The organism is Marinobacter sp. BSs20148 (assembly GCF_000283275.1).
GTDB classification, from domain to species: Bacteria; Pseudomonadota; Gammaproteobacteria; order Pseudomonadales; family Oleiphilaceae; genus Marinobacter; species Marinobacter psychrophilus.
Genome location: NC_018268.1, coordinates 3,633,404 through 3,652,648 on the forward strand (window position 1 = coordinate 3,633,404; position 19,245 = coordinate 3,652,648).

The 19,245-nt window shown below is 54.9% G+C and carries 21 protein-coding genes and 1 other RNA gene; 17 read left to right on the top strand and 5 right to left on the bottom strand.

Going from position 1 to position 19,245, the window contains the following annotated elements; translation table 11 throughout:
• The first annotated feature begins 46 nt into the window (after positions 1-46).
• The gene (locus MRBBS_RS16610) at positions 47-625 is read left to right on the top strand and encodes a DUF2796 domain-containing protein (RefSeq protein ID WP_014872751.1); all 579 of its coding nucleotides are present in this window, start codon (positions 47-49) and stop codon (positions 623-625) included.
• Between the two features lie 14 nt (positions 626-639).
• Here MRBBS_RS16610 and MRBBS_RS16615 read toward each other — a convergent pair whose 3' ends face one another.
• Positions 640-1,098: a DUF3299 domain-containing protein gene (locus MRBBS_RS16615; RefSeq protein WP_144012724.1), complete on the bottom strand. Its 459-nt coding sequence runs from the start codon at positions 1,096-1,098 to the stop codon at positions 640-642.
• A 137-nt stretch (positions 1,099-1,235) separates the two neighbouring features.
• On the opposite strand from MRBBS_RS16615, the gene MRBBS_RS16620 reads away from it, so the two are divergent.
• The 6 genes from MRBBS_RS16620 (at position 1,236) to MRBBS_RS16640 (ending at position 4,793) form a co-directional block, all read left to right on the top strand.
• Positions 1,236-2,006, top strand: a complete 771-nt coding sequence (locus MRBBS_RS16620; protein WP_014872753.1) for an ABC transporter ATP-binding protein — start codon at positions 1,236-1,238, stop codon at positions 2,004-2,006.
• Complete coding sequence (locus tag MRBBS_RS16625) at positions 1,991-3,289, top strand: ABC transporter permease (protein WP_014872754.1); 1,299 nt, start codon at positions 1,991-1,993, stop codon at positions 3,287-3,289. The genes MRBBS_RS16620 and MRBBS_RS16625 overlap by 16 nt, the downstream gene beginning before the upstream one ends.
• A 100-nt stretch (positions 3,290-3,389) precedes the next feature.
• A complete protein-coding gene (locus MRBBS_RS16630) occupies positions 3,390-3,596 on the top strand; it encodes a TIGR02449 family protein (RefSeq protein WP_007348451.1) in 207 nt (68 codons plus the stop codon).
• Positions 3,596-3,874 carry a cell division protein ZapA gene (locus tag MRBBS_RS16635; RefSeq protein WP_007348450.1) on the top strand — a complete coding sequence of 93 codons (279 nt, stop codon included), beginning with the start codon at positions 3,596-3,598 and terminating at the stop codon, positions 3,872-3,874. The genes MRBBS_RS16630 and MRBBS_RS16635 overlap by 1 nt, the downstream gene beginning before the upstream one ends.
• A 93-nt stretch (positions 3,875-3,967) precedes the next feature.
• Positions 3,968-4,147, top strand: a non-coding RNA gene (ssrS, locus tag MRBBS_RS19235) — 6S RNA.
• A gap of 4 nt (positions 4,148-4,151) precedes the next feature.
• Entirely contained in the window at positions 4,152-4,793 is a 642-nt protein-coding gene (locus MRBBS_RS16640; protein ID WP_014872755.1) for a 5-formyltetrahydrofolate cyclo-ligase, read from the top strand.
• Here MRBBS_RS16640 and MRBBS_RS19715 read toward each other — a convergent pair.
• Both MRBBS_RS19715 and ilvA read right to left on the bottom strand, forming a co-directional pair.
• Entirely contained in the window at positions 4,775-4,915 is a 141-nt protein-coding gene (locus MRBBS_RS19715) for a hypothetical protein (RefSeq protein ID WP_014872756.1), read from the bottom strand. The two genes, MRBBS_RS16640 and MRBBS_RS19715, sit on opposite strands and share 19 nt — an antisense overlap.
• A 167-nt stretch (positions 4,916-5,082) precedes the next feature.
• Complete coding sequence (gene ilvA, locus MRBBS_RS16645; RefSeq protein ID WP_014872757.1) at positions 5,083-6,624, bottom strand: threonine ammonia-lyase, biosynthetic; 1,542 nt, start codon at positions 6,622-6,624, stop codon at positions 5,083-5,085.
• A 196-nt stretch (positions 6,625-6,820) separates the two neighbouring features.
• On the opposite strand from ilvA, the gene rpiA reads away from it, so the two are divergent.
• Positions 6,821-7,495, top strand: a complete 675-nt coding sequence (rpiA, locus tag MRBBS_RS16650) for a ribose-5-phosphate isomerase RpiA (RefSeq protein ID WP_014872758.1) — start codon at positions 6,821-6,823, stop codon at positions 7,493-7,495.
• A 123-nt stretch (positions 7,496-7,618) separates the two neighbouring features.
• The gene (gene ppa, locus MRBBS_RS16655; protein ID WP_014872759.1) at positions 7,619-8,146 is read left to right on the top strand and encodes an inorganic diphosphatase; all 528 of its coding nucleotides are present in this window, start codon (positions 7,619-7,621) and stop codon (positions 8,144-8,146) included.
• An 83-nt stretch (positions 8,147-8,229) separates the two neighbouring features.
• Here ppa and MRBBS_RS16660 read toward each other — a convergent pair whose 3' ends face one another.
• Together MRBBS_RS16660 and MRBBS_RS16665 are read right to left on the bottom strand one after the other, a co-directional pair.
• Positions 8,230-9,279: a DUF2333 family protein gene (locus tag MRBBS_RS16660; RefSeq protein ID WP_014872760.1), complete on the bottom strand. Its 1,050-nt coding sequence runs from the start codon at positions 9,277-9,279 to the stop codon at positions 8,230-8,232.
• A gap of 7 nt (positions 9,280-9,286) precedes the next feature.
• Entirely contained in the window at positions 9,287-11,317 is a 2,031-nt protein-coding gene (locus tag MRBBS_RS16665) for an EAL domain-containing protein (RefSeq protein ID WP_014872761.1), read from the bottom strand.
• Positions 11,318-11,656: 339 nt separating this feature from the next.
• Between MRBBS_RS16665 and aroQ the strand changes: the two genes are divergently transcribed.
• The 8 genes from aroQ (at position 11,657) to purH (ending at position 19,245) form a co-directional block, all read left to right on the top strand.
• Positions 11,657-12,094, top strand: coding sequence for a type II 3-dehydroquinate dehydratase (gene aroQ, locus MRBBS_RS16670; protein WP_041635357.1), 438 nt, complete (start codon positions 11,657-11,659; stop codon positions 12,092-12,094).
• 30 nt (positions 12,095-12,124) lie between these two features.
• Positions 12,125-12,589, top strand: coding sequence for an acetyl-CoA carboxylase biotin carboxyl carrier protein (gene accB / locus MRBBS_RS16675; RefSeq protein WP_014872763.1), 465 nt, complete (start codon positions 12,125-12,127; stop codon positions 12,587-12,589).
• A gap of 18 nt (positions 12,590-12,607) precedes the next feature.
• Positions 12,608-13,954: an acetyl-CoA carboxylase biotin carboxylase subunit gene (gene accC, locus MRBBS_RS16680; RefSeq protein WP_014872764.1), complete on the top strand. Its 1,347-nt coding sequence runs from the start codon at positions 12,608-12,610 to the stop codon at positions 13,952-13,954.
• 28 nt (positions 13,955-13,982) lie between these two features.
• Complete coding sequence (gene prmA / locus MRBBS_RS16685) at positions 13,983-14,879, top strand: 50S ribosomal protein L11 methyltransferase (protein WP_014872765.1); 897 nt, start codon at positions 13,983-13,985, stop codon at positions 14,877-14,879.
• 77 nt (positions 14,880-14,956) lie between these two features.
• A complete protein-coding gene (locus tag MRBBS_RS16690; protein ID WP_014872766.1) occupies positions 14,957-16,096 on the top strand; it encodes a DUF3426 domain-containing protein in 1,140 nt (379 codons plus the stop codon).
• A 224-nt stretch (positions 16,097-16,320) separates the two neighbouring features.
• A complete protein-coding gene (gene dusB, locus MRBBS_RS16695; protein ID WP_014872768.1) occupies positions 16,321-17,319 on the top strand; it encodes a tRNA dihydrouridine synthase DusB in 999 nt (332 codons plus the stop codon).
• Positions 17,316-17,633 carry a DNA-binding transcriptional regulator Fis gene (gene fis / locus MRBBS_RS16700; protein WP_014872769.1) on the top strand — a complete coding sequence of 106 codons (318 nt, stop codon included), beginning with the start codon at positions 17,316-17,318 and terminating at the stop codon, positions 17,631-17,633. Before dusB ends, fis begins: the two co-directional genes overlap by 4 nt.
• A gap of 31 nt (positions 17,634-17,664) precedes the next feature.
• The gene (purH, locus tag MRBBS_RS16705) at positions 17,665-19,245 is read left to right on the top strand and encodes a bifunctional phosphoribosylaminoimidazolecarboxamide formyltransferase/IMP cyclohydrolase (protein WP_014872770.1); all 1,581 of its coding nucleotides are present in this window, start codon (positions 17,665-17,667) and stop codon (positions 19,243-19,245) included.

Here is a 19,245-nt window from a genome sequence, read left to right on the forward strand (position 1 = left end):
CGCACTCGGTCAAAGATGTTATAACATAACTTTACAGGAACCCGTCATGACGTCCCACAACCCTTTAACATCTCTGAAATCCATAAGCTCTCTGAGTGTTGCCATTGGCCTGTGCCTTTGCGCATTGGCCACCACCAGCATGGCCAGCGAACAGCAACCACACCAACACGGCCACGCCCAACTGCAGATGGCGGTGGAGAACAACAACGTTGACCTGATTCTGACCAGCCCCGCCTACAACCTGCTGGGATTCGAACATGAACCACGCACCGAACAACAAAAACAGACTCTGGAAAACGCCAGGCAGTGGCTGACGACCCAGGCACTGATTGCGCCCGCCGGTGGCAACTGCACGGTGGAATCGGCCAGTATGGACTTCAGCGCAAAAGCGGCGGAACAAGGTCAGCACGATCACGACCACCATCACGATGAAACCATGAATGAACACGCCAATATAGAAGTCAGTCAGGTGCTCAACTGCAAAAGTGCGGATATCGGCGGCCAGCTTACAACCCCGTTGATCGCCCAATTTCCGGAGATACAAGAACTGGACGTAGAGTGGGTAACCAACAGCCGCCAGGGCAGCACAAAACTAAGTTCATCCGATAACCAATTCCAGCTCTGAAAAGCTCAAAAGCATCAATACTCATAAGGATAAATTGACTCTACCGCCATCGAATAAGACGAAGTCCCGATCACATTCTCGGTACGATCGATCAAAATCGTACCCTCAACCCAGACCGGGTCGTAGAGCGCAGTCAGCTTGAAGCCTTTTTCGTACTTCATATGAATAAGCTGATTGGGTGGCGGCGGTGGAACATGAATACAGGCGCCAAAATAAGGCACCAGGAAAAACTCCAGAATGCGCATATCCTCTGTCGTCTTCAGTGGCACCACGAAACCCGGAATACGGCCCCGGGTATTGGCCATGGCCGTTACCACACGCCCGGTCATGATCTCGTCCGGCAGCAAGGGCGGGCCCTCGCCGTCGTGGACAATTTCCGGCATGCTCTCAAGCAGTGCCAAATCCTCTGCCGGCATCAAATCCAGCCAATCAATCTCCGGTAGCTCCGCATGCGTCAAAGGTAAAAATACCATGAGCAGCAACCCCAAGGGCAAAGCAAAACAGCGTCGAACACAACTCAGTCTGTGCAACTTATTAGCCATGTATCCGTTTAACCTCGCCAAACTGTGGATTGAAAAGAGTTATCATACACCCGCCAGAATCAATCACCATGACCAAAACGACAGCCAACATGATCACACCAGACTCTGACAGCGCAAGCGCTCCGCTTGCCCTGCCATCTCTACAAATCCGAGAGTTGACCTTTCGTTGGCAGTCCCGTCAGCCTGCCCTGACCTTTCCGGATATCACTCTGGACGCCGGCGACCACCTGTTTTTACGCGGGGCCAGCGGCAGCGGTAAAAGCACCTTGCTGGGCCTTCTGGCCGGGCTAAACAGCGCAGACAACGGCGAAATCCGCCTGCTAGGAAAGTCTATAGGGGCCCTCGCCCCCTCAGCACGGGATCGTTTCCGCGCCGACCATATTGGTGTGATCTTTCAGCAGTTCAATCTGGTGCCCTATCTGACCGCGCTGGCTAATGTCATTCTTCCCTGTCAGCTTTCCCCCGTTCGCCGTGACCGCATCAGCTCAGGAACCCGCACGTCAGACACCCGGGCCGCTATTCACGCCAAAGCAAAAATGCTTCTGACAGCGCTCTCCATTCCCCAAGAATTACATAGCCGCAAACCCGCGCAGCTGAGCATTGGTCAGCAGCAGCGGGTTGCGGCAGCCCGCGCGCTGATGGGCGCGCCGGAGCTGATTCTGGCTGACGAGCCCACTTCAGCGCTGGACAGCAACAACCGCGATCGCTTTATGCAGTTGCTGCTGGAAATGGCACAGCAGAATAAAACCTCGGTGGTGTTTGTCAGCCACGACCCGGCCCTGGCACACCATTTTCACCACCAGATTGAACTGGAGCAGCCATCATGGCTATCCTCATGACCACCCGCATGACAGCTTACCTTGCTCTAACACTCACCAAATCCAGCCTCTGGCACCGCCGGCGGATACTGTTGCTGGTCACCCTCACCCTCACCCTCAGCGTGAGCCTGCTGCTGGGAATCCAGTATGTACGCAGCGAAATTCGCCAGTCGTTCACCAACACCATCAGCAATACAGATTTGATCATCGGCGCCCGCAGCGGTCAGTTGAACCTGTTGCTATACAGCGTGTTTCACATTGGCGATGCGACGAACAACCTGAGCTGGCAAAGTTATCAAACTCTGAAAGATGACCAGCGCTTAAGCTGGCTGATCCCCATTTCCCTGGGCGACAGCTACAACGGCCACCGCGTGGTCGCAACCACCAGCGCCATGTTCGAGCACTTTCGCTATGGCCGCAGCCAGCCGCTGACACTGCAGCGCGGCCAGTGGTTCAACGATCTGTTTGAGGTGGTATTGGGCGCCGATGTCGCTCGTGCTTTCAATCATAGTGTTGGCGACCAACTCATTATGGGCCACGGCGGTGGCCGTATAAGCTTCGCTCGCCACGACAGCACGCCGTTTACCGTAGCCGGCGTGCTTGACGCCACAGGCACGCCGGTAGACCAGGCGGTTTATATCAGCCTGGACAGCATGGAAGCCATGCATGTGGGCTGGGAGTCTGGCGTGGGCATTCCCGGGCGCACGTTAACCCTGGAGCAGGCCAAACAGCGCAATTTTACCCCGTCCAACATTACCGCCGCATTTGCCGGCGTAGAACACAAAGTACTGACTTTTCGTATCCAGCGCGACATCAACACCTATGGTAAAGAGCCGCTAACCGCCATACTGCCCGGCGTTGCTCTGAGCGAGCTATGGCGCCTGTTGGGCCAGTTTGAAAAAGCGCTGTTGGGCATCACCGGCTTTGTGGTCGTAGTATGTCTAATTAGCCTGGCCACGGTGCTGCTGACGTTACAGGCCCAGCGATCAGCCGAAATCGCCATACTTCGTGCAACCGGCGCCTCTGCGGGTTTAATTGCCAGCCTTTACCTGCTGGAATCATTGGCAATCGCGCTGCTGGCCTGCGTTTTAGCGTTGGCGCTGGGCGCTGCCGGAATAGCCGCCGTCAGCCCTTGGTTGCAAGCCAACTACGGCGTTTTGCTGACACTGCGCCCACTGAATCCGGACGAGTGGATTCTGCTGGCAGCGGTGCCGGTTGCCGCACTGGTGATTGGTTTGATGCCAGCGCTGAGCGCCTGGCGCCGCGGCCGGCGTCCGGGATGGCAAGTACTGGATGACGTCTGAAAACATTACCCAAACGGGGATAACAGAGCTGTAAATTGACCGGTATCCCGTGCGCACTTATAGTTAGCAGTTCTTATCACCCATCGAGATCAGGCGCCCCATGGAACAGCCCGAAGTACAGGTGTTGGCGGACAAGCTGGATCAGCTTCTTGAACGTTACGGCAAGCTTGAGCTGGAAAACCAGGCACTAAAAACACGCCAGGAAGACTGGATTCGCGAGCGGGCTCAGCTGGTTCACAAGAACGACCTCGCAAAAACCAAACTTGAAGCCATGATAGGCCGCCTGCGGGCATTGGAGCAGCATTAATGTCAACCAAATCTACGTTTGAGGTGAAAATTCTCGACAAGGAATACCTGGTTACCTGCCCCGAGCAGGAACAAGAGGCATTGTTGCGATCGGCACGATATCTGGACCGTAAAATGCGGGAGATCCGTAACAGCGGCAAGGTGTTTGGCACCGAGCGAATTGCGGTGATGGCGGCGCTGAATATCACCAACGAAATGCTGGAGCGCGACACCATGTCAGAAGGCAGCAGCACGTTGCTAAAGGCTATGGACGACAAGCTGAACATCGCCCTAAAATAAAAAAAACTTATAAAACAGCAACAAACGACGATTTTTAACGGAATGACCAAGAGCACTTGCAATAAGCACCCATCTTGACCTTATAATGGAATCACCTTCCTGGGTTGTGCGCTCGTCGGGTACGTCCTCGAGCCGATGCGCTTTACCCAGGTGGCCACTTTAGGGCATTGTGAGCATGTCCCCTGCGGGGGAAAGCCTAATATGTCACAGCGGTCACCGACCTTGAACTTGGGTTCAAGGACCTACATCCGATAACGGCAGCCCGGGAAGCTTTATTTTGAGCGACAGCATCGCCCACCCTTCTTTTTTACCGTCTTCTGCACACCAGAACACTTCCCGCAATCAGTTACGAAGACACTTGCGCCAGCAACGCAACGCGTTGTCTCCTTTGCAACAAAGACACGCATCGCAGCAACTGGCCAAGCGCCTGTTAGCCAACCCCGATCTTTATCGCGCCCGCCACCTTGCTATTTATTGTCCAAACGATGGTGAAATCAGTCCGCTGCCCTATATGCGAGCTGCGCGTCGTCGCGGCATACGTGTTTACTTACCGGTATTGCATCCACTAATATCCGGAAAGTTGGTTTTCAGCCCTTACACGTCGCACACCCGCCTGCGGCCAAATCGTTTTGGCATTGCGGAGCCTGCGTTTAGCGCCGGCCTGAAACGGCCAGCCTGGGCAATGGACGCAATATTGTTTCCGCTGGTAGGGTTTGACGAGCGAGGAGGAAGACTGGGCATGGGCGGGGGGTTTTACGACCGGACATTTGCCTTTAGCCGCACTCGGCCAAGACTCGCACCAAAGCTGATTGGCTTGGCTCATGATTTTCAGAGGGTGGAAAGCTTACCGATTGAGCCTTGGGATGTGCCCTTGCACTCGGTGGTTACCGAGCGTGGCTGTTATCGGGTAATGGTCTGATACCAAGGCTCCGCCGATCGGGGGCTCTGTTCAGACGCTTGCAGCGAGGTGAATCCGGTAATAATAAGGCCAGCAGCGAATATCAGTGCGATGGTGCGGATCATATCTGGCTTGCGGCCCATTTCTTAACTCCGGAACTGCCGTGGTAACCCATACAGGAAACGAAGGACTGATGCCGCCGTTCATAGAATGACGGAAGAATATCACTCCCCCGCCATTTTACAATTTTTGACAGATTAACTTTCAGTAAGCTAGAGATCCGGGCAGGCACTTAGCGCGTAAGACCCGATCAGTTCGAATGGCTGTTGCCGTTTCCTGCCCCAAGAAACAGTTGGTAGGCTTCGTTATCGGTCATGTTTTCATAGCGGAAACCGACCTTCTCAAGCATTTTTTCAAAATCCTTCACTTCGTCATCGTCCACTTCAGCGCCCAACAGCACTCGGCTATACGCCGCACCATGATTGCGGTAATGAAACATCGAAATATTCCAACGCGTGCCCAGCGACATCAAAAATCTCAACAAAGCCCCCGGACGCTCGGGGAACTCGAACTGGAACACTTTTTCATTGCTGATACCCGGAGCGTGCCCCCCCACCATGTGGCGAATGTGCTGCTTGGCCAAGTCGCTGTCTGTTAGGTCCAGCACCAAATAGCCGGTCTCGCGCAATTCTCTCACCAGTTCGTCTCGGCCCAGGCCACCGGCCTGAATCTGAATGCCAACAAATATCGTGGCTTGTTTGCTGTCCGCGTAACGATAATTGAACTCGGTGATGTTGCGCTTGTGCAGAGCGTTGATAAAGGTTTTGAAGGCGCCTGGTTTTTCAGGAATAGTCACCGCCAGGATGGCTTCGCGCTTTTCACCGATTTCGGTGCGCTCCGAAATATAACGCAGACGGTCAAAGTTCATATTGGCGCCGCTGAGCGTCGCAATCAGGTTTTCATTCTCGATTTTTTCCCGTTCTATATATTTTTTAATACCGGCCACACCAAGCGCCCCAGCGGGCTCGGCAATGGAGCGGGTGTCTTCAAAAATGTCTTTAATCGCGGCACAGATTTCATCGGTGGATACGGTGATCACTTCGTCTACGTGATCTTTGCAGATTTCCCAAGGGTAGGCACCAACCTGTTTGACCGCCACGCCGTCGGCAAATATCCCAACTTCGTCCAGTATTACCCGCTTGCCGGCTTTCAACGCTGCCTGCAAACAATTTGAGTCTTCCGGCTCTACACCTATCACTTTTATCTCCGGGCGCAGATATTTTATGTAGGCCGCCATACCGGCAATCAGCCCGCCACCGCCAACACAGATAAACACCGCGTGGATGGGTTTGCTAAATTGCCACAACAACTCCATGGCGACCGTGCCCTGGCCGGCGATAACGTCTGGGTCATCATAAGGCGGAATGTAGGTGTAACCGTGCTTTTCAATCAGTTCGTGGGCGTGGGCCGCGGCTTCGTCAAAAGCGTCACCTCGGAGCACCACCTTGCCACCGTGCTCACGCACAGACCTCACTTTGATCTCTGGCGTGGTCTGGGGCATTACGATGACGGCCTTGATGCCCAGTTTTTTTGCCGACAACGCCACGCCTTGGGCGTGATTACCGGCAGACGCACAGATTACCCCCTTGGCCTTCTGCTCCTCCGACAACTGCACCATCTTGTTATAAGCCCCGCGAATTTTAAACGAGAATACTGGCTGCAAATCTTCACGCTTCAAAAAAATGTTGTTGCCGAAACGCCGCGACAGGCTAACGGCCTCGGTCAGCGGCGTTTTATTGGCAACATCGTAAACGCGGGCATTCAGTATTTTCTTGATATAGCGTTGGGGCATGTCGATTCCGCAATGTAATTTAGGAATGAATTAGGCGTGATTCGAAAGAAATTTCCAGTAATTCGGAAAAATTGGCGTGAGGCATCACTGGAAGACGCCATAGTGTAGGAAGTTTTACCCGCAACCGTCTATAAGCAGCCCGACCAGACGCTGTATACTGCAAGCATCCCACTCATTTTACGCAACAGGCTCAGCCATGAACCAGGACGAACTGAAGCAAGCGGTCGCCAAATCCGCTATTGACTACATCAGCCCCCGCCTGAACACCAGCAGCGTAATTGGTGTGGGCACCGGCAGCACTGCCAACTGCTTCATTGATTTGCTGGCGGCCATTCGCAACGATTTTGACGGCGCCGTGGCCAGCTCCGAAGCCACCGCTGAGCGCTTGAAAAGCCACGGCATTCCCGTTTATGAACTGAACAGCACCGCCGACCTGGAGTTTTATGTAGACGGTGCCGATGAAGTCAACGAACAGCTGGAACTGATCAAAGGCGGCGGCGGCGCGCTAACGCGGGAAAAGATTGTGGCTGAAGTGGCGCAGACGTTTATCTGCATTGCCGACGAGTCCAAAAAAGTGGACATTCTGGGTGACTTCCCACTGCCTCTGGAAGTGTTACCGATGGCCCGCAGCCATGTTGGCCGGGAAATCGTGAAACTTGGCGGCGATCCGGTGTACCGCGATAATTTTACCACCGACAATGGCAACATCATTATTGACGTTTATAACCTGGACCTGTCACGCCCAATTCAGGTGGAAGAACGCCTGAACCAGATTGTAGGTGTGGTCACCAACGGCCTGTTTGCCCGCCGACCCGCTGATCTACTGCTGCTGGGTACAAAAACCGGCGTACGGACCCTCAAGCGCGGCTGACCCACTCGACCGGCATGGCAGCCAAGGCCGGCTGCCATGCCAGACCAACGTTTAGTTTCGCAAAGCGACGCAGTTTCGTACAATAGCGCTCACTTTTTCACCCTACCCAGGAAGGACCACCCGATGCAATTCGACAACATCCCTGCCGGCAAAAATACACCCGAAGATATTTATGTAGCCATTGAAATCCCGGCCAACAGCTCACCAGTGAAGTACGAACTGGACAAAGACATGGGCGCGTTGTTGGTAGACCGTTTTATGGCCACGCCCATGTTCTATCCGGCCAACTACGGTTTTATTCCCCACACTCTGGCCGACGACGGTGATGCCCTGGACGTACTGGTCATTACCCCCTACCCACTTCAGGCTGGCTGTGTGATTCGCTGTCGCCCGGTAGGCGTACTGAACATGGAAGACGAAGGAGGCGGCGACGCCAAGCTGGTCGCAGTGCCTCACGACAAGCTGACCACGGCTTACGCCCACGTACAAGACGTAACTGACTTGCCAGAACTGCTGCGCAACCAGATTCATCACTTCTTTGAAAACTACAAGGCGCTGGAAGCCGGAAAATGGGTGAAAATCCAAGGCTGGGACAACGCAGCGGCTGCAAAAAAAGCCATTGTTGACGCCATCAAAGCTTACGGCGGCTAACAGCGTATTGCTTTATGCGATCCACAAAAAACCGGGCATTCAGCCCGGTTTTTTGTTGCCTGAAAATCCACGGAAGCCCATTGCTAGCCCCGCGAAAGTAACTCCCGCATGTCACTGATCGCCGCGTTGGCCCGCGACAAATAGGCCGCCATGGTCAGCGAATGGTTGGCCATTATGCCAAAGCCACTGCCGTTGAGAATCACCGGGCTCCACATGTCGCCTTGCGCGCCCTCAAGCTCAATGATGATTTGCTTAACGCTGGCGGTAGCGTTCTTGTCCTGCAATACCTTGCGAAAATCCACTTCAATCGCACGGAATATATGCAGTAATGCCCAAGAACTGCCGCGGGCCTCGTAAAACACATCGTCTATCTTGGTCCAATCGGTTTTTACATTAATGCCTTCGGCTCGCTCATCCAGCGGATCCTGGCCGTCAAAATCCGCTACTGTGTCGGAAATAGAGGCTTTACCCACACTCTCACCCAGGGTGCGGGACAAGCTGCCCAAACGAGTTTCCAGATCTGCCAGCCAGTTGTTCAAGCTATCAGCGCGAGCAAAGAACTGGGAATCGCTCTGCTCCGGGTTTGACAGCCGATCCAAATACCGCTTCAAGGCGGTGATCCCGCGGCGATATTCGGATTCGGTCGAGGGAATCGCCCAGCTATCACTATCAAAGTGCAACTGGGGCTCGGCAATGATCAGGTCCGCGTCTTCCGAGGACTGACTCTGGGCGCGACTGATGTCTTGTCGCATGGCTCGGGCCAGATCACGCACTTGCACCAGCACACCGAATTCCCAATTGGGCACATTGTCTAGCCAAAGGCCCGGAGGGAAAATGTCGTTGGTAATGTAACCGCCGGGCTTGTCCAGCAGAGTTTCCGCAATTCGGATCATGGTGGCAGTGGTGGCAAAGCCAGTCACCGGTTCACGCTGCATGGCATTGGCAGTAGCACGGGTGTGTTCACGCACAGAGAAACTGGCGGGCTCACTGCTCCAGTACATACCCATGACCATGGCAATCAGCAGGTAGAGCACCACAACGATAAGCAGTAACTTGGCCACCATTCCACCACCGGAGGAATCCCGGGCATCGGCTCTTTTGTCCTTGAAATACTGCCTGATTTTGCCTGGCATAAGCGTATTATTCCCCTGTCAATTGGTGGTTGTCTGCGGTGAACGGACGACCCAGATGGTAGCCCATTGCGCCATCAATGCCCAAATTACACAGTACCTCGAATTCCTCGACAGTTTCCACGCCACTGGCAAACACTTTCACACCGCGGCTGTGGGCAATATCAACAACCGACTTCAAAAAGAAGCGGTTATCGCCATGTTCGTCAATGCCATGAGTGAAGCTGTTGTCAATTCGCAGAGCTTCGAGTCGCAGATTTTTCAAATAGCTAAACGGCACTCCGCCTACGCCAAAACGATCAACCACCACCGACACCTGCAAGTCGTTCAGCGACTGCACGAGCCGGGTAGCTGCCTCGCGGTGGCGGTGAATGGCCAACTCCGAAATGCCCACCCACAGGTGACGGGCCACCGCTCCTGCTGCTTTTAATTCCGCCAGCAGGTCCTGCTGAAACTTTGGGTCTTTGACTGAGGCATTGCCCAACGAAATAGCCAGCGGCATCTGCGGACGCAGGCGCAGGTGTGCCAGAACGCTGTGTACCAATTGGCGATCAATAGCCGCAATCAGCCCGAGGTGCTCCGCCATGGGCACAAACAGCGCGGCCTTTAGTGCGCCATCGGCCGTATTAATGCGCGAAAATACCTGATGGTAAAGCGGCTCACCATGAACCAGCTCTGCACAACTCATCACCGGCTGAAGCCACAGTGCAAAACGCTTCAGCGCCAGCGCTTCCTGCAACGTTACGCGCCAGGCCTCAGCACCCAACTGTGCACCGCTATCGGGCACCAGCAAGCGGCAGCCAGACTCGCTCTGCGACTGGGCTTGGCGCAGAGCGCTCTCAGCGGCGATCAGCAACTCCGGCACGCCGGCGCCGTCAACGGTTGGCGCCAGCCCCCCGTGTACTGCAACCGCTAAGGGGTTGGCAATGGCACTGTAGGCGTCATCAATATCCGCCAGCAGTGACTGACACCAAGGCAAGGCATCGTCAGAGCTGACACCGGGGAAATACAGCACGAACGAAGCGCCCATGCGCCGGCCCGCGAAGGCATCGGCGTGCTGACTGGTAAAATGTTCGATGATTTTGGCCAGACGCGCCAAAAGCCGATCACCCTCCTGGCGCCCCAGCGACATATTAAACTTCGCAAACTGCGACAACTGAAAAATCAGCAGCACGCCCGGCGCCGCTCGCTCTTCAGACTGCACCTCTACTTTTAGGCGCTGGTCAAAAGCAGTGAGGCTGGCAAGACCGGTCACCGGATCTTCATTGTTGAACTTGCGCAGCTGCTGGATCAGCCGTGCCCGCCCATAAAACAGCTTTTCCAGCTGATCCGCCATGGTATTCATGGCCACGGTGACCTGGCGCAATTCACGAGTGCCTGCCACCCGAATGCGTTGGCGGAATTCACGCTGGCCAATCGCTTCAGCCTGTCGTTCCAGTGCATTTAACGGCTGCAGAGTCTGCCGCAGTAACAACCACAGACATAGCAGACCGATACCGCTGATAACGGCGGCACTCAAAACCAGCGCCACTGCGATGCGCCAAAGGTCCCGATACGCCCGTCCGGGATGACTGACCACATTGACCAAACCCAGGCGCTGCCAGCCCCGCACCACTTGGGCCGTGGCAACCGGTGTCGGCAAATCTGCGAAGTGAATAAACCAGGTGGGTGCATCAGCTTTACTGAGGCCAGTGCGGCGCCCAGCCACCACAGTGCCCGAATGATCAAGATACTCCACAGATAAATAACGTCCGCTGTCGAATACCGCATCAATCAAAGAGCTCGATGCAACGGGGTCGCGACCATCAATGGCGTTTGACAGGGACAGGCCAACGGCGGTCGCGCCATCCTGAGCGTGGCCAGCCAGTTGGCTGCTGACATACTGACGAAAATAGCCGTAGCTAGCACCCATACTTGCCAACAGCACCGCTACCAGCAACACCCCGGTGAACAGCAGCAGCAAAGCGCGCAACGAAAAACTACCTCGCTGATAATTCAGGCAGACTAACGGCTTACTCATCCGGGCGTGTGCATTGGTCATAAATGAACTGCTCCGGGAGTTTAGTGTTGCGTGCGACGCTCACAAAAGTCGAACGTTTCCTATAATAGTCGCAATAACGCCGATTATTGTAGTGAGCGTACGCCAAATCCGCCAATGGGTTGCTCTATATGGAACCAACGTCTTATGGACGCTGTTGCAGCGCTGTTTGACAATGAGCGGCAGGATAAGAACGGCTGGGCCTGCATTTAGGTCACATAAAGGCTCCTGATAACCATCCAAACTTATCAAAAAGTATTGATATGAGCAGCATAAGTGCGCACCATGGGCACATTGTGTCGCTAACTTTGGCAATTCTGTAAAATAAAGGTATTGGTTTTTATGGCAAGTATTCTCGTGCTTCACGGGCCAAATCTTAATATGCTGGGCGCCCGCGAACCTGAGGTCTATGGCTACGAAACCCTCGCAGAGATTAATCAGCGCCTTCAGAACAGCGCTGCAGCTGCGGGCCATCATCTGCTCCACCTGCAATCAAACGCCGAACACGAATTAATTGAACGCATTCACGCCGCCAAAGTTGAAGGCGTGGACTACATTCTGTTTAATCCGGCCGCGTTTACCCACACCAGCGTCGCATTGCGTGATGCGCTGTTGGCGGTGTCCATACCTTTCATTGAGGTGCATCTGTCCAATGTGCACCAGCGGGAAGCCTTTCGGCACCACTCCTATTTCTCGGATATCGCCAAAGGCGTTATCTGCGGCCTCGGCAGCCAAGGCTATGACCTGGCGCTTCAGGCTGCACTCAAACAAACGCATTAACTAGACCTTACAAAAGAGGCTGAAGAAATCATGGATATTCGCAAAATCAAGAAATTGATCGAACTGCTTGACGAATCCGACGTCGAAGAACTGGAAATTCACGAGGGCGATGATTCCGTGCGGATCTCGCGCCGCCGTGAGCAGCCAGCCGGCACGCATTACGTCAGCCACATGGCACCGCAGCATGCCGCTCCTATGTACGCGCCAGCACCGGAAACCCCAGGTCCGGTTGACCATGAAGCCAAGCCTGCAGCGCCCAAGGGCCATACCATTAATTCACCCATGGTGGGCACCTACTACAGTTCGCCATCACCTACCGCGCCAGAATTCATTGCCGTGGGCCAATCGATCAAAGCCGGTGACGTTATCTGTATCGTGGAAGCGATGAAGATGATGAACCAGATTGAAGCTGACAAAAGTGGCACCATCGTCGAAGTGCTGGTCGAAAACGGCCAGCCGGTGGAGTTTGACCAGCCTCTGGTCGTCATTTCCTGAACCCGGTGATTGTGAGCCATGGCCATGTTAGAAAAAGTATTGATCGCAAACCGCGGTGAAATTGCCCTGCGAATTTTGCGCGCTTGTAAAGAATTAGGTATCAAAACCGTAGCCGTGCACTCTCAGGTCGACCGCGACTTGATGCACGTACGCTTAGCCGATGAAACCGTCTGTATCGGCCCCAACAGCCCGACTGACAGCTACCTGAATATCCCGGCTATTATCAGCGCAGCGGAAGTAACTGACTCGGTAGGCATCCACCCCGGTTACGGCTTTTTGGCGGAAAACGCCGACTTTGCCGAGCAGGTCGAAAAAAGCGGGTTCCGCTTTATCGGCCCCAGAGCCGAGACCATTCGGCTGATGGGCAACAAAGTGTCGGCCATCAACGCCATGATCAGTGCCGGCGTACCCACCGTTCCGGGTTCTAACGGCGCGCTGACCGAAGACGACGATCTGACGCTGAAAGTCGCTAAAGAAATTGGCTACCCGGTGATTATTAAAGCCGCATCGGGCGGCGGCGGTCGCGGTATGCAGGTGGTGCATTCAGAAGCCGCATTGCTCAGGGCCGTACAGATTACCCAGACCGAAGCGCGCAACGCGTTTGGCGACCCGACCGTGTATCTTGAAAAATTCCTTGAGCGCCCGCGCCACGTGGAAGTTCAGGTACTGGCAGATATGCACGGCAACTGCATTCACTTGGGCGACCGCGACTGCTCATTCCAGCGCCGTCACCAGAAAGTGCTGGAAGAAGCGCCAGCGCCGGGTATTGACCCCGAAGCTCGGGAAAAAACACTGAAAGCGTGTGTTGATGCCTGTAAGGAAATTGGCTATGTGGGTGCCGGCACCTTCGAATTCCTGTATCAGGACGGTGGTTTCTATTTCATCGAAATGAACACCCGCGTGCAGGTTGAGCACCCGGTATCAGAAATGGTGAGCGGCGTAGATATCGTGCGCGAACAACTGCGTATCGCCAGCGGCCTGCCGTTGCAGTACACACAGGACGACATCAAGATTACCGGGCATGCCATCGAGTGCCGAATCAACGCAGAAGATCCGCAAACCTTTGTGCCCAGCCCTGGTAAAGTGAAGCACTTTCACGCTCCCGGCGGTAACGGTGTGCGGGTAGATTCGCACATCTACAATGGTTACACCGTACCACCCTATTACGATTCCCTGATCGCCAAACTGATCACTTGGGGTGACGACCGCGAAATGGCGCGTCGGCGCATGAAAAACGCCCTTGACGAGATGGTGGTTGAAGGCATTAAAACCAATCAGCCGCTGCACCGCAGATTGGTGCGCGATAGCGGTTTTAAACAGGTAGACTTCACCATTCATTACCTTGAAAAGCTGATTCGGGACTGAGTCCTGCGTCGACAATGCGGAAAGCAATATGCCCTGGATACAACTGAAGATTCCGGCTGACCCAGACAACGCCGATCAACTTGAAGACGTGTTGATGGAAATGGGTGCCGATGCGGTGTCGATGGAAGACGCCGCTGACCAGCCTTTGTATGAGCCGGACCTTGGCACCACACCTTTGTGGAGCCAAACCACCGTAACCGGACTGTTTCAGTCCAGTTACGATATTAACGAGTTGTGTTCCAACATCCGCGACGCCTGGCACCAGCAAACCCAGCAGAGTCTGGCGGACATAGACGTAACGTTGGTTGAAGATAAAGACTGGGCACGGGTCTGGATGGACGATTTCCACCCGCTGCGCTTTGGCGAACGTTTGTGGATAGTACCCAGCTGGCACAACGCGCCTGATCCAGATGCAGCCAATTTGTTGCTCGACCCGGGCCTGGCGTTTGGTACCGGCACCCACGACACGACTGCTCTGTGCCTGCAGTGGCTAGACGGCGCTGATGTACAAGGCAAACAGGTGATCGATTATGGCTGTGGCTCCGGCATTTTAGGCCTGGCCGCATTGTTGCTGGGTGCAGATCATGTAATGGGAGTCGACACCGACCCTCAGGCGCTGGAAGCCAGCCGTGAAAACGCCCGCCGCAACGACGTGGACGAAAGCAGACTGTCTTTATATCTGCCAAAAGACGAACCCGACGCCTTGGCCGACATTACACTCGCCAATATTCTGGCTCAACCACTGATCGGACTGGCGCCACATCTGGCAGCGAAAACCCGCCCAGGCGGCGACATTGTGCTGTCTGGCATCCTCAACCATCAGGCCCGCGATGTGATGGAGGCTTATGAGCCCTGGTTTATTATGGATGAACCAGAACAGCAGGGTGAATGGATACGGCTCACAGGGCGACGACACCGTTTATAGCGCCACAATTGCTTAAGCAGTAAGGCCAAAGATCTAGACGATCGTGCATTCAGTTTCTTTGTATTCAAGGATTTAGAATGGCTTCCAGCAACCTTCAAACTCAGTGTCCACACTGCCAGACGCGTTTCCGGGTAACCGAGGAGCAACTGGAGGTTGCCAAGGGGCGAGTGCGCTGCGGCAGCTGCATGAAGATTTTCAATGCCTTTGAAAATCGCATCAAAGAGCCAAAGCCTGTTATTACAGCACCCCCGGAGCCGGCTATCAATCCGGATCCGGACGACGATCTGGTGTTTGCGGACAACCCGGAAGAAGATGCAGCCCACGGTGCTTACATTAAATCCGACATGACGTTTTCCGAAGACGAGCTCAGCGACAGTTTTCGCTCCATGGACCGGAGTGTTTACAGCGATGACCGCGACAGCAGCAGCAATATAAACGTGGATTCGGACGAAAGCTGGGCCCAAGCCATTTTGAATGAAGCCAGCCGTCCCGACAGCCCAAGGCGCCCCGCCCCGCTCGGTAAAGCAGCCCATCCCGTCGAAGCAGCACCACCCAAGAATCAACCACCCTCTGAAGATCCGGATATTGAAACGCAAGGCCTGGCGCAACCCAGCAACAGCTTGCCGTTGCCGTCCGAGCATCAGATTTACGCCGAGAGCGGCGCCCGACCGCAGCACACGCTTTACAGCAATCTTCGCCAAGAACCCATTCCAGTTCAGCGCAATCACGGCGGAAAAATCCGGGCGCTGGCCTGGTCACTGATTGTTCTGGCCATTCTGGGGGTGATCGCCTCACAGTTGGTTTGGGTTCAGTTTGACAAATTCTCCAAAATTCCCCAGTTGCGCCCTTTTTACGATAAGGGCTGCGAACTCGCCGGTTGCACGCTGCCACCGCTGATAGACATGAGTGCCATAGACAGCCGCAAACTGGTGGTAAAAACCAACCCTGCTAACCGCAGCGAACTGGTGGTAGACGCTGTGATCATCAACCGTGCTGCCTTCGCACAGCCGTTTCCGGCCATTGTTCTGACCTTCGCAGATTTGAACGGGCAGGAGGTTACACAGCGTGTATTCAGCCCTGCAGATTACCTGGCGGACCAGGGCGCACAGTTGCGGGAAATGCCGCCGCAGACCCCGGTGCGCATAGCCATCGCTATCCAGGACCCGGGACAGACGGCGGTCAGCTACAACATCGACTTTCGCTCACAGGCCAAGTAGTCCTGCGCGAGCCCGCTGACCGAACTCAACTTATGAGCTTTCGCCAAGCCCACGAAAGTCAACCAAAAAGCACGAAAAATAATCAAAATTTTCACAGCTTTGCCTCTTCAATCGCGGCCGCACCAGCGGTATCATTAGCGCCCTCCGGAATGCGGCCGTTCAATTATTGAACAATTCACCGATATTCAGGCCTTGCGTTAACTTCCGTAACACGGATTCAGATCATGCTGCCAACGGCAAAAATCGGGCCGTATACCTTGCCCAATCCGCTGATTGTTGCGCCCATGGCCGGTGTAACAGACCGGCCTTTTCGGTTGCTGTGTCGGCGTATGGGCGCAGGGCTGGCAGTTTCGGAAATGGTGATTGCTGATAGCAAAATGTGGCACACCCGGAAATCTCGCAGCCGTCTGAATCATCAAGGTGAGCCCGAGCCCCGCTCGGTGCAGATTGCCGGTGGAGATCCGCAGATGCTAGCGCAAGCGGCTCGTATGAACGCTGCGTCTGGGGCCCAGATCATCGACATCAATATGGGTTGTCCGGCCAAAAAAGTGTGCAATAAGGCGGCCGGCTCTGCACTGATGAAAGACGAAGCTCTGGTGCTGCAGATTCTGAAGGCGGTGGTAGCCGCCGTAGACATACCGGTGACCCTAAAAATGCGAACCGGTTGGGATGAAGGCCACCGCAACGCGCCGATTATTGCGCGCATGGCGGAAGAAGCCGGTATTCAGGCGCTGGCCATTCATGGCCGCACCCGCACCGACAAATACACGGGCAATGCCGAGTACGACACCATTGCCCGAGTGAAGTCCGACGTTGGCATTCCGGTATTCGCCAACGGCGATATCACCAGCCCGGAAAAAGCGCGCGAAGTGCTTCAATACACCGGAGCCGATGGCCTGCTGATTGGCCGTGCGGCTCAGGGCCAGCCTTGGATTTTTCGGGAAATCCTGCACTTTCTGGAAACAGGCGAACACATGCAGCCGCCACCGCTGGACGAAGTCGAAACGATACTGAGCGAGCACCTGCTGGCACTGCACGATTTTTATGGAGAAACCATGGGTGTGCGCATTGCTCGCAAACATGTGGGCTGGTATTTGCAAAGCCACGACCAAGACAAACGCTTCCGGCAAAGCTTCAACGCCATAGACAATGCGCTGGAGCAGCACGACAGCGTTCAACAGTATTTCGCAAGCTTACGAAATGAAGAGGTATTCGCAGCATGAAAGCTGAAACTTTGGCAAACGACACCCTGAACGCATCCGCCAATGATGACATTCACCAACTGCAAACGGCTGGCACCAGCGGTAACTCAGTCACCCTGCGTGACAGCGTAGAAATTGCACTGACCAACTACTTCACCCAGCTTGATGGCGCTCCGGTAACCGAGGTTTATCAATTGGTGCTGTCAGAAGTAGAAGCTCCATTGCTAGAGCAGGTGATGAAGTACACCCGCAACAACCAGACCAAAGCGTCCACCATGCTAGGCCTGAACCGCGGCACCCTGCGCAAGAAGCTTAAGCAATACGATCTGCTATAAACCCGACATTCGATCCGGAAGAAAGTGACCCATGGCAAATCAGGCAAATACTCCCGTTCGTCGTGCGCTGATCAGTGTCAGTGACAAAACCGGCATTGTTGAATTTGGTCGTGCGCTCAGCGAGCGCGGCATAGAGTTGCTGTCCACCGGTGGCACCTTTCGTGTGCTTAAGGAAAACAACGTCGCCGTCACCGAAGTGTCTGACTACACCGGTTTCCCGGAGATGATGGATGGCCGCGTAAAAACTCTGCACCCGAAAATTCACGGTGGCGTTTTGGGCCGCCGTGGCACCGACGACGCGGTCATGGCCGAACACGGCATAGACCCCATCGACATGGTGGTGGTGAATCTCTATCCGTTTGAAGACACCATCGCCAATCCGGATTGCGACTTGGCGACCGCCATTGAAAACATCGACATTGGCGGCCCCACCATGGTTCGCGCGGCAGCCAAGAACCACAAAGATGTGGCGATAGTGGTGAATACCCGCGATTACAGCCGGGTATTGAAAGAACTGGAAAGTAACGATGGCGAACTGACCTTTGCTACGCGTTTTGACCTGGCCGTAAAAGCCTTTGAGCACACCGCTGGCTACGACGGTGCTATCGCTAACTACTTGGGTGGACGCACCGCCGATAACGACAATGCCGAATTCCCGCGCACCTTCAACGCCCAGTTTGTGAAAGTGCAGGACATGCGGTACGGCGAAAACCCGCACCAGCGCGCCGCATTTTACGCCGAGCGCAACCCGAAAGAAGCCTGTGTGGCGACCGCTACCCAGCTCCAGGGTAAAGCGCTGTCATACAACAACGTGGCCGACACCGACGCCGCGCTTGAGTGTGTAAAACCCTTCGCCGACCCGGCTTGCGTGATCGTCAAGCACGCCAATCCCTGTGGTGTAGCCATTGGTGCCGACATTCTGCAAGCTTACGAGCTGGCCTATGCCACGGACCCCACCTCCGCGTTTGGCGGCATTATTGCCTTCAACCGCGAGCTGGACGCAGCGACCGCCAAGGCCATTATTGATCGCCAGTTTGTGGAAGTGATCATCGCTCCCAGTATCAGCGCCGAAGCAGTAGAACTGATAGCCGCCAAGAAAAACCTGCGTTTGCTGGCTTGCGGCGAATTTGACGGTGAGCGCGCCCCGGCATTGGATTACAAGCGCGTGACCGGTGGCTTACTGGTGCAAGAACGTGACCTGGGCATGGTTGCCATGAGTGATGTGAAAGTGGTCACCCAACGCCAGCCCAGCGAGGAAGAACTGAACGATTTACTGTTTGCCTGGGAAGTGGCCAAATACGTCAAATCCAACGCCATTGTGTACGCGAGAGCGGGCCGCACCATTGGCGTGGGCGCAGGCCAGATGAGCCGCGTGTACAGCGCCAGAATTGCCGGCATCAAAGCCGCCGATGAAGGCCTGGAAGTAAAAGGCTCGGTCATGTCGTCTGACGCCTTCTTCCCGTTCCGCGACGGTATTGATGCCGCCGCCGCTGCCGGTATTACCGCGGTGATCCAACCTGGTGGTTCCATGCGTGATCAAGAAGTGATCGACGCTGCCAACGAGCACGGCATTGCTATGGTGTTCACTGGCATGCGCCATTTCCGCCATTAA